We start from the raw sequence: 13682 nt of genomic DNA on the forward strand, positions 1-13682 counted from the left end.
TTAACGTAACTGTGAAGGACTCATGCCATAAAACTGTTTAAAGCGATGACTCAAATGACTCGCTGAACTAAAACCACATACTAGGGCAACATCTTGTAAAGAAAGTTGAGATGACTGAATTAACCCTTTTGCCTTAGTTAAGCGTCTTTGCATGACATATTGATGAGGCGCCATATTCATGGACTGTTTAAACATATGAGCAAAATGGTATTCGCTTAAATTCACAACATTTGCTAAATCAGACAAAGTGAGTGCTCGATCTAAATGCCCTTCAATCCAGTCTTGAATATATTTGAGTTTATGAGGTGCCAGTCCACCTTTAATGACAGGCTGCTGCCACTTAACATTGCTATATCTTCGAATTAAATGATTTAGCAATAAACTGGCAGTGGTACTCATTTGTAAATGGTTTGAAGAATCATTCCAATCACAATCTAACAAGAAAAACTGATATAACGCACGAATCTTTTCGTCATCGTTAAAGACAACTTCGTTTAGTTCAATTTGATTGGGCTCTTTGTCCCATATTTTTTCAGCAACATCACGCAAATGTTGGTCGGTATAATACAAGTGAACGAACTTAAGCCCGCCTCGTATATCCCAAGTTGACTCCTGATGTTCAGGCAATAAGCAAAAACGACCCGGTCCGCCACCATTTTTCCAGCCCGCAGGTGTTTTTTGATAGCTTTCATAGCCATCTTGAATATAAAGACTTAAAGTATGGTGATCGCTACAGACACTTACACGATCTTGCTCATTAGACCAAAATGCAAGTTGCATATTTTCATCAAGCACCACAGTTTCGTGAAGCTTGGCTTTAGATTGCTGTAGCTGTTCTAAAGTTTGATAGGCCATGCAAAATTAAAACGAATATCATTGAGCTTAAGTTAACCATATTCAGCAAAATTCAGCTAGTTCAGTTATATAAAAAGCGCAAGATCTTGCATGTATAACACAAGAATATATACGTGAAAAATTAAGCATTCCTAGATACTTAAGTTTGGTAATCGAGGATGAACTTATGAATATTTTGCTCTATGTTGCGGTGGTGTTGATTTGGGGAACAACATGGATTGGAATTGCCGTTCAGAGCCATTATGCAACACCCATCGTCGCAATTTTATGGCGTTTTGCTATTTCAGCCTTATTACTTTGGGTTGTTTTACTATTTTCAAGAAAATTACAGCGAATTGCTTTAAAAGATCACTTGTTTTGTATGCTGCAAGGCCTTTGTGTTTTCGGCCTAAACTTTATTTGTTTTTATACCGCCGTTAAATATGTAAATAGCGGTTTAGAATCCGTTATTTTTTCGATGGCTGTTTTCTTTAATGCCATTAATGCTTTTATCTTTTTTAAGCAAAAACCTTCACCAAACTTTGCTCTAGCTGCACTTTTAGGACTTGGTGGTATTGTTTTACTCTTTTGGCATGACTTGATTAATAGTCAGTTTAATGCGCAGTTATTAATGGGTATTGGGCTATGTGCTATAGGTACATACGGTTTTTCTTTAGGGAATATGATTAGTGTTAGACACCAAAAACGTGGTCTAAATATCTTTTCAACAAACTGTTATGCCATGACTTATGGATCTTTGGTGATGTTAAGTCTAGCCTTATTTACTGGCCAAGATTTAATGCCTCCGATGAATTTCCCATTTTTAAGTTCGCTACTTTACTTGGCTGTATTTGGTACAGTTATTGGTTTCTCTGCTTATTTTTCGCTGGTTGGGCGAATTGGTGCTTCAAAAGCAGCGTATAGCACTTTACTCTTCCCGTTAGTTGCTCTAACCGTTTCTACCTTCTTTGAAGGATATGAGTGGACCTTAAATGCATTATTTGGAATTCTTTTAATTTTACTTGGCAACTACTTAATGTTTAGTAAATTTGAAATTGGAAAGAAGCTATTTAATAGTCAAAAAAGTTGTGAGAAGCAGGCCTAAAAGCCTGCTTTTTTTATAAGTAATAATTCACCTCTAGCAGGACGTTTTTAGCATCAGCTCAAAATCTTTTAAAGCCGCTGCTGCTGTAGCTAAAGGTGCAGATGCTCCTCCACTTACAACAAGTTCACCCATTTCTTGCGTTAACACTCTAATGCATTTATTGGAACCTTGCAGATGAGCAAAAGGATGATTTGCTGGGACTAAACGTAACTCAACACCTGTTTGAATTTGCTGATTCTTAATATGAATAAAACCGACCAGACGAGGAATTAGATCTTCTTTTTTCCAATCACGTATATGATCGGCTGTGACATGACTGATTCCTTGTTTTGGAATATCCTGAATTTTTACATCAGCTCCTAAAACAGTATTGGCTAATATCGTAATTTTAGCAGCGGTATCCCATCCATCTACATCGAAAGAACTGTCAGGTTCAGCAATACCTTTTGCTTGAGCTTTTTCAAGAGATTCTGCAAATGCACATTCATGTTGCAACATATCATTCAAAATAAAATTTGTGGTTCCAGTAAAAACACCTTCTATTTCTAAAATCTCACAGCCAGCTAAGTTATATTCAAACAAATCAACAGTCGGTAAGGCCGCAGCTGTCGCACCGCTAAAAAATAATTTTTGCTTGTGTTGATGAGCCAAGTTAATTAATTTTTTGCCTTCTACAACTAAAGCTCCTTTAGATACTGCAATCGCATTCATGTTATGTGTTAAAGCATAATTTAAATAAAATAGGCCTTTCCCACCGGTAACATAATCACTTAGGCCAGTATCAATAATGACATCTGCTTGAACCTGTTCTAAAAACTTTTGTTCAGTTAGGCCTATTTGATATTGTGTTTTATCTAACCATTTGGCAGCTTGTAAACCATTTTGATCGATTAAGCCTGATGATGAGTTGCAGACACCGACTAAACGGGGATCAATTTGATATTTTTGTTTATAGTATTCAGATCGAGTTAAAAGAAGCTCTGCAATTTGTTGCCCAATCCGTCCAAAACCACAAATTGCTACGTTAATTCGCTTCATATCGTTTTCTCAAAAAACTTAAATGGTTTAAATCAAATTTCCAAAGATAATTCTAGCATTTCATTTTTGGAAACTACGAATTTATAAAGGTGAGTTAAAATACTATATCACTTAGATATTTGTGAGATTAACAATCTTAATTACCATATAAATTGCGACAGCAAACACCATTAATGCAAAGACTTTTTGTACAATTGCAGCCGGAATAAAACGAATGGCTCGACGTCCTAATAACATTCCAGCAGCACATGCGAGAGCAAATGTACTGGTAATGCCTACAGGATAGTGAAAACCCTCTGCAATATGCATCACAATACTCATTCCACTAATAAGAAAAATAATCATGAGTGAAGTTGCAACAATACTATGCATATCCAAATTTGTGACTTTTCTAAGAGCTGGCACAATTACAAAGCCACCTCCGACTCCTAACATACCAGTTAAAAGCCCAGCAATAATCCCGATGCTCGCAAGAACGCTTCCCGTTTTAAAATTCCAGATGAAACGCCCAGTACTTGGGTTGACCTGACACGGCGGGTTGTGGAAATCCGAAACTCGGTTACTGATGAGTCTATAACCCACTGTAAACATGACTAAGCTAAACATTAACATGAGCCAAATAGGCGAAATCGTGTTGGCTATTAAAATTCCGATATGTGCCATAGGTGCGCCAATAAGGGCAATCCAGATTGCAGCGCGATAACGGACCATCTTTTTAAATAGTCCTTCAATGGTTCCAATCAGTGTAGACAGCGCAACAGCAAGCAAACCAATCGGTGCGGCTTGAGCCACGCTCCAACCTTGACTCGTCATTAGTGCAGGTACAGCAAGAATACCGCCACCTGCACCAGTAAGACCAAGTAAAAAGCCAATCACAATGCCTTCAACGACAAGTAATAACATATCAAAAGCCTAAAATTGCATGTTTTTCATTTGCAGTGAACTGCTATTAAATGAGTGAGTAAATTCTCGCCTTGCGCTCGTACAAAGCGTTGCTTTGTTTAACCTCGCTCAGGTTTGACCATCCATTCGCGGCCTTTGAGCATGCCTTGCCAATAAATCGGTGGCAAAATTCGCTCTTTAAGTAACCAAGCCAAGCGAGATGGTTTCTGCCCATCAATCACCCATTTGGGAAAACTTGGAAGTAATTTTCCGCCATAACCAAACTCAGCCAGAACGATTTTTCCACGCTCTACAGTCAGTGGACATGAACCATAACCGTTATACTCACAAAAGTTCTGCTCACCTTTTAGTTTCGCAAGAACATTCACAGCGACTATTGGAGCTTGTGCACGTGCTGCCGCAGCAGTCTTGGCATTAGGCGCATTCATCACGTCGCCTACAGCAAAAATATTGGCATGCTCGGTATGTTGTAAAGTTTGCGGGTTAACGCTCACCCATCCAGCTTCATCTGTGAGAGTACTGGCACGAATAAAATCAGGCGCTTGTTGCGGTGGAACAACATGCAACATGTCAAAATCGGTTTCGACTAGTTCTGCATTTTCATCGTTCACTACCTTAAACCAAGCCTTCTTCGCAGGCCCATCTACTTTGACAAGTTGATGGTTAAAGTGCAGTTCAGAACCATATTTTTCGACATATTGCATCAGTGCAGGTACATATTCTTTCACACCAAATAAAACACCGCCGGTGTTATAAAAATGGATAGAAATATCTTTAATTTTGCCTTGCTTTAACCAGTAGTCGGCTGAAAGATACATTGCTTTTTGAGGAGCACCCGCACATTTAATCGGCATAGGTGGTTGGGTAAAGATCGCCTTTCCACCGTTTATTTGTTGTACCAGTTCCCATGTATACGGCGCTAAGTCATATCGATAGTTAGACGTCACCCCATTTTTACCAAGGGTTTCGACTAAACCTTCAATCCCATGCCAATTCAGTTTTAAACCGGGACATACGACCAACGCTTTATATTGAATCGGTTGGCATCCTTCCAAAATAACCTGATTGTGCTCAGGGTCGAATCCAGCAACTGCTGCTTTCATCCATTTCACTTTTGATGGAATCACACTTGCCATTGAGCGTGCTGTTACTTGCGGTTTAAAAATTCCAGCCCCTACCATGGTCCAGCCGGGTTGATAATAATGCGTATCTGCCGGATCAATAATGACAATATCTAAGTTCGGTTCACGGCATAAGAGACTAGACGCTACAGAAATTCCAGCTGCACCAGCACCCACAATCACAACGCTATAACAAGGAATTGTAGCTGGTTCATGATCACGTTTTAAAATACGTGGCACTAAGCCTTTCAAGTTAAAACCAAGTTTGTTACCTGTTTCGACTAAAAGGGCTGCATCTTTTGGGGCAACTTCCGCTAAAGCCCACAAACTGATGGCACGCATGCCAGAGCGGCAATACGCTAAAATGGGTTTCTGAGTATTGTGGTAAAACTGCTTAAACTCTGTAACTTGTTGATCGGTAATTTTGCCACTCGTAACAGGCTGATAAATTACATTTAGGCCATGTCGCTGAGCTGCTTCTTCAATTTCAATCACATTGGGTTGGTCTGCACCTTCTCCATCTGGACGGTTACATATCAGTGTTTTTACTCCCTGATCTGCAATTTTTGCGATATCGTCGGCAGTGATTTGACCAGCAACATAAAAATCTTGATTAATTCGTTTGAGTTCCATATTGCCACCCTAAGATTGCGAAGTTGAGCCACAGGCTTGATTAGCTGGTAATGCTTTATCGATCTGTTTTGGATATGGCAGATTTAAGTCATTCATTAATTTAATAAAATCTTCACGGGAGCGTTTTCGGCCTAAACGTGAGTTATACAAACGTTCATTAACAATAGTCGAAGATAAACGTCCTTTATAATCATGGCCCGGATAAACAATTGTATCGTCAGGCAAACTGAAAAGTTGTTCATGAATACTGTCATAGAGTGTTCCAGCATTACCCGCTTGGAAGTCAGTTCGACCACAACCGTCAATTAATAATGCATCCCCAGTGAAAACCATGTTTCCAACCAGATAACTCGTACAAGCATTGGTATGACCTGGTGTATAGCGCGCTTCAATACTGAGGTTGCCCAATTTAAGCATGCAACCATCTGTGATTAAAATATCTCCGCAATTTACACCTGAATTTCGGTGTAAAACTGATTTGCAATGAAAGCGTTCACGCAGCAAATTCGCAGCCGTAATATGGTCTGCATGGACATGTGTATCTAAGGTATAGATGAGTGTAAATTGATGCTGCTCTAATTCTTTTGTATAAATCTCTATATCTGATGCAACTGGGTCAATTAAAACAGCCTCTCGTGTTTCTTCACACCCAAGCATATATGTATAAGTCGAACTTTCCTGCTCAAAAAACTGCTTAAAGAACATGATTTATACCCTAATAATTTATTTCTTTCCTATATTTTGCAAATAAGATGCCAATTATTTTAATTTAAATAATAAATATAAAAATCAAATATTTAAGCCAATAATTGAATTTAAGTCCGGAAAATAAACACTACTTGATGTTTCTATGCAACTTTAGTATGTTTCAATGAAACAATGGTGAAACACAGACAATGGCAAAGTTAAATTTTGAATCAGAACAAGATTTTTTTATTTTATTTGAGCAATTAAAAGCTTTATTCCCAAATGCGAGTCTGTTTTTAGCAGACACAACGACTCACGCAATTCACTATAAATTTAATACAGATGACATTTCCGTTGAGAGCATGGCAGCGCTTACTCAAGATCATCACAATCAATATCTTGAAATTAATACACATAAAATTAAAAAGCGATTTATCTATCAAGAGCATGATATTTATATTAGCGAAAACCATTTTATTGGGAAGCTACATATTTTACAGCCAGTTGGCACAGAAGATGATATTGCTGATCAAGTGCAATTAACAGAGCAGTTACAAGACTTAGCCAAGGTTTTTAATAGTTGTTCACCAGAAATGGCCCGCATGTTTTCAATTATTCAAAGGGTGGCAATTACTGAGTTTCCAGTACTCGTCCGAGGCGAATCTGGTAGTGGTAAAGAACTGGTGGCAAAGGCTATTCATGATTATAGCCAACGTAAAAATAAGATCTTTGTTGCCATTAACTGCGCTGCTCTAAATGCCAATATTCTAGAAAGCGAACTATTTGGGCATGTTAAAGGCGCTTTTACTGGAGCAATTCGCGATCATAAAGGCGTGTTTGAACGTGCCGCGGGCGGAACCCTTTTTCTAGATGAAATTGCTGAGATTCCATTAGAGCTACAAGCTAAATTATTACGGATACTAGAGACAGGTGAATTTACTCCGGTCGGTGGTGAAAAACCGATTCAGGCCAATGTCCGAATTATTACGGCAACACACAAAGCTTTACGCGAGGAAGCGAGGGCTGGGCGTTTCCGCCATGATCTACTCTACCGTTTACGTGTGATTCCAATTTTCATACCGCCACTCAGAGAGCGAAAAGTCGATATTCCACTCATTGTCGATCAGATTTTAAAAGAAAACTCAACTCAACTCGACACAATGCCTCGTCACGTCAATCAAAAAGCCATGCAGGTTCTACTTAATTATGATTGGCTGGGGAATGTTCGTGAGCTTAAAAACACGTTGCTTTATGCTTTGACAATGGCAAATGGTAAGGTCGAAATTGAAGTCGAAGACTTACCAAATGAGCTATTAAATGCTGAAGATTACGTTAAATTACCCGAAGCAAATACAGAGCTTAGTCCAGAAAATGTGCAAGCAGCTTTAGAAAGATATAATCACAACCTCAATATGGTTGCCAATATTTTTGGAATTAGTCGCACGACTCTATGGCGATATAGACAAAAACATAAGCTTTAAGTAGGTATTTATTAGATCTAAGGCGTATCATATTGCACTTGGTTGTGTCTGTTAATTCAAAGGCTTTGTATGATTGTTCGTGATAAAAGCAATGTGTTTAAACTGTTATTTGCATGGAAAGGAACAATTTTACCCAAGGTTTTACCCGCTTTAAGTATTGTTGTTCTCATTTCAGCATTGATCGTTTTTCTTTCTTTTTATCATGTCATTCAAATTCCTACAGTTCCCGCAATTGGTTTTACTATTTTTGGTGTCATTCTCTCGATTTTCACTGGTTTTAGAAATAATGCGTGTTATGACCGTTGGTGGGAAGGCCGAAAATTATGGGGTGCTTTAATTGCAAATGCGAGGCATATTGTCAGAGATACTCATGTTCTATCAAATGAACATCGTGAACGTTTAATTCATGAAGTCTTAATTTTTAGTAATTTATTACGTGATCGTTTGCGCCAGCAAACAGCCGAACCCACTAAACTTCTTGAACATGCCTATTTAAATACTTCTTCATTTGATTATTTAAATGAGCATATTAATGCGCCTCAGTTTGTACTCGAAAATATTCAAAAAGATTTAGTTAAAGCGCTAAGAAATGGTGAAATTAGTGACATTATCTATAGCACGCTTAATCGTCATATTGTTGAATTAGGCAATATTCAAGCAGGTTGTGACCGAATTGCTGGTACGCCTTTACCCTATTCATATTCAGTACTTTTGCATCGTGCCGTTTACTGTTTTTGTTTTATATTACCTTTTAGCCTTGAAGCAGCTTTAGGTATTTGGACACCACTTATTGTCGGCTTAATTGCTTACATGTTTTTGGGATTTGATGCTTTAAGTGCCCAAATTGAAGAACCTTTCGGTATGCAAGAAAATGATTTACCACTTGATTCTATTGTCCGCTTGATTGAACGGGAGTCGTTAAGCTCTTTAGGACAGCCATTACCTCCTATTATTGAAGCCCAAAATAACAATTTACTTTAATAAAAAAGAGCGATGATTCGCTCTTTTTATTGGTTTAAATGTCTACTTATGGCTGTACGATAATCTTAACGGCGGACTCATTGTTATGAATTAAGGTTTCAAAACCTTGTGAAATCAAATCATCAAGTTGAATACGCTGGGTAATAAATGGTTCCAGATTTATTTTACCTTCTTCAACCAGCTTAATGGTTTCCTGATGGTCATTTACGTAGGCAATTGTTCCTCGTACATCAAGCTCTTTCATCACTACACTATGGACATTAATAGATGCTGGATGGCTCCAGATCGAAACAATAACAATAACGCCTGTAGGTTTCACAGCCGCAACCAAAGTATCTAAAACTTTGTTCACGCTACTACATTCAAACGCAACATCGACTCCATTACCCTTGGTGATTTTCATGACCTCAGAAACCACATCAACCTCTGATGGATCTAAAATATAATCTGCAACTCCCGACTCTTTGGCTTTTTCTTTACGTTTGGCACTCAGCTCGGTAATGATGACGGTAAGCCCTTTCGCTTTTAAAATTGCTGAAAGCAATAAACCAATTGGGCCAGCACCACCAACCAGAGCAATATCACCAGCTTTTGCCCCACTTCTTACATAGGCATGATGACCAACCGATAACGGTTCAATCAAGGCCGCCTGATCTAATGGAATTTTATTGGAAATCGGATGCACCCAACGGCGTTTAACCGCGATTTTTTCCGATAAACCACCGCCACGGCCGCCTAAACCAATAAAGTTCATATTTTTAGAAAGATGATAATTATCGCTCGGTCCAGTTGGTACATCATCTGCCACAATATAAGGCTCTACGACCACATGTTGACCGACTTCAATATCATCAACACCTTCACCGACTGCATATACAACACCAGAAAACTCATGTCCCATGGTGATTGGCGCAGATTCGCCTGAAATAGGGTGAGGATGTCCACACGGTGGAATAAAAATTGGCCCTTCCATAAATTCATGCAAATCTGTACCACAAATTCCACACCAAGCAACCTTAATGCCTACAGTACCGGGAGTGACTTCTGGTTCAGGGATATCCTCAATACGGATATCGCCTCTGTCATAAAAACGCGCTGCTTTCATTATTATCCCCCTCAAATCAGGATGTTGTTTTAACGATAGACAATTCCGCCGTCCGTTAAAATCGATTGACCCGTAATGTAATCTGAATCCCCACTTGCCAGAAAAGCAACTAATGCAGCGACATCCTCTGGTGTTTGGGCTCTACCTAAAGCAATGCCTTCTATATATTTTTTATAGGTCTCACCTATAGCCGCACCGGTAATTTCAGCAAACCGTTTATCGATTTCAACCCACATGTCAGTTCCGACAATTCCGGGACAATAGCCGTTTACCGTAATACCGTGACTGGCATATTCTTTTGCAGCGGCTTGGGTAAGCGCACGAACTGCAAACTTGGTAGCAGAATAAATACCCAACAGAGCAAACCCATCATGGCCTGCAATTGAGCAAGCATTAATGATTTTGCCTTTATGTTGGCGTTGCTTAAATTTTGCAGCAGCAGCCTGTATGCCCCACAGTACACCGCCAATATTGATATCAACGATTTTGTGAAACTCATCTGGTGTTGTATCAGCAATAGCCTGAACCTGAGCAATTCCAGCATTATTAATCATGATGTCAAAGCCACCAAGCGTCTGCTCAGCATGATTAATCGCAGCATAAACTTGCTCTCGGTCACTGACATCGGCAATAAACGTACTGGCATTTACGCCTAGGGCCTGAATTTCCTGTTGCACAGCATTGAGTCCATCTTGTTTCATATCGACTAATGCAATGTGTACACCCTCTTGCGCCAAGCGCAGGGCAATCCCACGGCCGATGCCTTGAGCTGCCCCTGTCACTAATGCGACTTTATCTTTTAATCCCTTAACCATTTTCAACTCCTGTAAATGTAGAATTTCTACATATGAATTGCACGTTGCATTGAAGCCAAAATGGATTCATGCATGGCTTCTGATAATGTTGGATGTGGGAAAATGACTTGAGCTAAGCTTTCATCAGTTGCTTCTAGATATTTCGCAATGGCAAAGCCTTGAATATGTTCTGTTACTTCATGGCCCACCATATGTGCACCAAGTAACTCGCCCGTTTCTGCATGAATGATCGTTTTAACGAAACCTGACGCATCTCCAATTGCTAAAGCTTTGCCATTTGCAGTTAAAGAAAACTTGCCGATTCGTACGGGTAAGTTCTGAGCTTTTGCTGCACTTTCAGTCAGACCAATGCTAGCTACTTGTGGATGAGTGAAAATACAACCTGGTATCTGGCTACGGTCGAGTGAATGCACGTTTGCCACGCCAGCAATTTTTTCGACACATATCATGGCTTCATGGCTTGCTTTATGGGCAAGACACGGTGCTCCAGCAACATCACCAATGGCATAAAGCCCTACTACGTTGGTTTTACAATAGTCATCAATTGCCACAAAACCTTGTGGATTCAGTTCTACGCCTAAACGTTCCAGTCCTAGTCCCGCGGTATTAGGCTGTACACCAATTGCTGAAAGCACACGGTCAAAAACGATTGTCTGGACATCATTTGCCGTTTCAATTACACAGTGAACCTGTCCATTTTCAATTTGAATGCTTTGAACTACTGCGTCCGTCAGAATAGTCATTCCTTTTTGTTCAAACTGTTTTCTGACAAATTGAGCAACTTCTGCATCTTCGGTCGGTAGAATCTGCTTAGCTAAATCAATAAGTGTGACCTGACACCCCAAGTCTTGATAGAGGCTGGCAAACTCACTACCAATCGCACCCGAACCCACCACCAGTAAACTTTTTGGTAACTGCTCTGGCACAAGCGCTTCTTTATAGCTCCAGACATATGTTCCATCGACAGGAAGTTGGGGAACATGTCGAGCTTTAGCTCCAGTTGCCAAAATAATATGTGGTGCACTCAAAGCGTGACTTTTACCTTGAGCATCTATCACTTCAAGTTTTTCTTTAGCCGTAAGCTGAGCACGACCATTAAAAACAGTCACATGATTCTTTTTAAGCAAGTAATCAATGCCTTGCACTAACTGAGCAGAAACTTGTCGGCTATGTTGCACAAGTTTTTGAATATCAAAATCGAGTTGGGATATCTGAAATCCAAACTGTCCAGCATTTTTAAACTGAGTTGCAAGTTCTGCACCAGCAAGCAAAGCTTTAGTTGGAATACAGCCCCAATTTAGACAAATCCCACCTAGATGTTGCTCTTCTACAATTGCGGTTTTTAACCCGAGCTGGGCTGCACGAATTGCAGCCACATACCCACCCGGTCCCGCGCCAATCACAATTAAATCAAATTGAGCTTCTGACATGCGGGTTCTCCTAAACCAAAATTAAAGCAGGATTTTCAACAAACTGCTTAAAGCTGGCCAAGAATTTCGCCCCAACTGCACCGTCAATGACTCGGTGATCGCATGACAGTGTCGCTGTGACAATCTCACGAACCACAACATTTCCATTTTCAACAACAGCACGTGGTTCTGAAGCACCCAATGCCATAATTGCACCTTGCGGTGGGTTAATAATCGCATCGAACTGTTTAATGCCTAACATTCCTAAATTTGAAATACTAAAGCTGCCTCCCTGAAACTCATCAGGTTGTAACTTGCCTGTCTTGGCACGGATTGCCAAATCACGCATGTCATCTGAAATCTGTGCTAAAGACTTCTGATTTGCAGCTTTTACAATTGGTGTGATTAAACCGTTTGGAATCGCCACGGCCACCGAAATATCGGCTTGTGAAAATTGCAAAATCGACTGTGTGGCTTCATCAAACTGAACATTCACTTCAGGTACTTTAATGAGTGCTGCCGCCGCGGCTTTAATGAGCATGTCATTAATAGAAAGTTTCACATGTGGAACAGTCTCATTAATCTGCTTACGTAAATTTTGCAAAGCTTCTACGTTTAGATCGACTACAAGACGGAAATGTGGCGCATTACGTTTTGCCGCTTGCAAGCGTGAGGCAATCGCTTTACGCATACCATTCATCGCGACAGTGGTGATTGTCGATTGTGGTTGAGCAACAGCACACTGAGTGGACTGCTCACTTCCCGTCGTTGGGTTGTCACGGTTGTAAACCGCTTCAACGTCTTCTTTACAAACACGGCCTCGGGTACCTGAAATACGGCAGTCATTGAGGTTAATGCCCCATTGTTTTGCCAAACGGCGCGCCACGGGAGTTGCTAAAACACGGCTATCATCGGCAGTAGATTTAACTACTTTAGCTTGATGTTGCTGTTTAACATCAGGCCACTGACCTCCAGCAGCCTGCACAGCTTTCTGGATGTCTTGAACACTAATACGTCCTTCACGACCAGAACCCGTCACTTTTGCCAAATTAACATTATGCTTTTCAGCAAGTTTCAAGGCATGCGGGGTTGCAAAAAGCTCATTAGATGCTTGATAGCCTTGTAATGACTCGGGTACAGCGTAATCACCTTTAGTAGCTTTTAATGGAACCGAAGCGCTAGTTGCTACAGTCTGTGGTTGTTCCGCTTTTTCAGCAACAGGTGTAGATGTTTCGGCTTGAGTTTGTTCCGAAGGAGCTTCAGGGGCTTTAGCTGCTGAACCACCCAGTGATCTAATAAATTTTTCAATTTCTGCATCAGAAACTTCACTATCAGCACATACAGCAATAAGACCACCTACCGGTAAAGTATCCCCGTCTTTTGCCAAAATTTTACGGAGTGTTCCAGCAAAAGGCGCTTCCAACACATTGACGATTTTTGTGGTTTCAATTTCACAAATTTCATCGCCCTTATTAAAGCTATCACCTTCTTTAATCAACCATTGGGCAATCGTGCCTTCTTCCATGGATAATCCCCATTTTGGGATCTCCAGCGTTTTAATTTCGCTCAT

12 protein-coding genes are annotated in these 13682 nt (G+C 40.1%); 3 read left to right on the plus strand and 9 right to left on the minus strand.

Going from position 1 to position 13682, the window contains the following annotated elements; genetic code table 11:
• Positions 1 to 855, minus strand: a complete 855-nt coding sequence (locus FY048_RS05630; RefSeq protein WP_016138192.1) for a helix-turn-helix domain-containing protein — start codon at positions 853 to 855, stop codon at positions 1 to 3.
• A gap of 166 nt (positions 856 to 1021) precedes the next feature.
• On the opposite strand from FY048_RS05630, the gene FY048_RS05635 reads away from it, so the two are divergent.
• Positions 1022 to 1939, plus strand: a complete 918-nt coding sequence (locus tag FY048_RS05635) for a DMT family transporter (protein WP_446090463.1) — start codon at positions 1022 to 1024, stop codon at positions 1937 to 1939.
• A 33-nt stretch (positions 1940 to 1972) separates the two neighbouring features.
• On the opposite strand, the gene FY048_RS05640 is transcribed toward FY048_RS05635, so the two are convergent.
• The 4 genes from FY048_RS05640 to FY048_RS05655 form a co-directional block, all read right to left on the minus strand.
• Positions 1973 to 2977, minus strand: a complete 1005-nt coding sequence (locus FY048_RS05640; RefSeq protein WP_446090464.1) for a homoserine dehydrogenase — start codon at positions 2975 to 2977, stop codon at positions 1973 to 1975.
• Between the two features lie 111 nt (positions 2978 to 3088).
• The gene (locus FY048_RS05645; protein ID WP_446090465.1) at positions 3089 to 3880 is read right to left on the minus strand and encodes a sulfite exporter TauE/SafE family protein; all 792 of its coding nucleotides are present in this window, start codon (positions 3878 to 3880) and stop codon (positions 3089 to 3091) included.
• Positions 3881 to 3978: 98 nt separating this feature from the next.
• Positions 3979 to 5634 carry a TIGR01244 family sulfur transferase gene (locus FY048_RS05650; RefSeq protein ID WP_446090466.1) on the minus strand — a complete coding sequence of 552 codons (1656 nt, stop codon included), beginning with the start codon at positions 5632 to 5634 and terminating at the stop codon, positions 3979 to 3981.
• A gap of 9 nt (positions 5635 to 5643) precedes the next feature.
• Positions 5644 to 6339: an MBL fold metallo-hydrolase gene (locus FY048_RS05655; protein WP_446090467.1), complete on the minus strand. Its 696-nt coding sequence runs from the start codon at positions 6337 to 6339 to the stop codon at positions 5644 to 5646.
• A 191-nt stretch (positions 6340 to 6530) separates the two neighbouring features.
• On the opposite strand from FY048_RS05655, the gene FY048_RS05660 reads away from it, so the two are divergent.
• Both FY048_RS05660 and FY048_RS05665 read left to right on the plus strand, forming a co-directional pair.
• Positions 6531 to 7802 (plus strand): sigma-54 interaction domain-containing protein, encoded by a 1272-nt coding sequence (locus FY048_RS05660; RefSeq protein ID WP_446090468.1) that lies wholly within the window; start codon positions 6531 to 6533, stop codon positions 7800 to 7802.
• A gap of 69 nt (positions 7803 to 7871) precedes the next feature.
• Entirely contained in the window at positions 7872 to 8783 is a 912-nt protein-coding gene (locus FY048_RS05665) for a bestrophin family protein (protein WP_446090469.1), read from the plus strand.
• A gap of 46 nt (positions 8784 to 8829) precedes the next feature.
• Here FY048_RS05665 and FY048_RS05670 read toward each other — a convergent pair whose 3' ends face one another.
• From FY048_RS05670 to FY048_RS05685, 4 genes are read right to left on the minus strand one after another with little or no spacing between them, the layout of a single operon-like run.
• Positions 8830 to 9888 carry a 2,3-butanediol dehydrogenase gene (locus FY048_RS05670; protein ID WP_446090470.1) on the minus strand — a complete coding sequence of 353 codons (1059 nt, stop codon included), beginning with the start codon at positions 9886 to 9888 and terminating at the stop codon, positions 8830 to 8832.
• Between the two features lie 29 nt (positions 9889 to 9917).
• A complete protein-coding gene (locus FY048_RS05675; protein WP_446090471.1) occupies positions 9918 to 10703 on the minus strand; it encodes an acetoin reductase in 786 nt (261 codons plus the stop codon).
• A gap of 26 nt (positions 10704 to 10729) precedes the next feature.
• Positions 10730 to 12133 carry a dihydrolipoyl dehydrogenase gene (gene lpdA / locus FY048_RS05680; RefSeq protein ID WP_446090472.1) on the minus strand — a complete coding sequence of 468 codons (1404 nt, stop codon included), beginning with the start codon at positions 12131 to 12133 and terminating at the stop codon, positions 10730 to 10732.
• 10 nt (positions 12134 to 12143) lie between these two features.
• Positions 12144 to 13682: a 2-oxo acid dehydrogenase subunit E2 gene (locus tag FY048_RS05685; RefSeq protein ID WP_446090473.1), complete on the minus strand. Its 1539-nt coding sequence runs from the start codon at positions 13680 to 13682 to the stop codon at positions 12144 to 12146.

The organism is Acinetobacter sp. 1124_18A, from assembly GCF_052824995.1.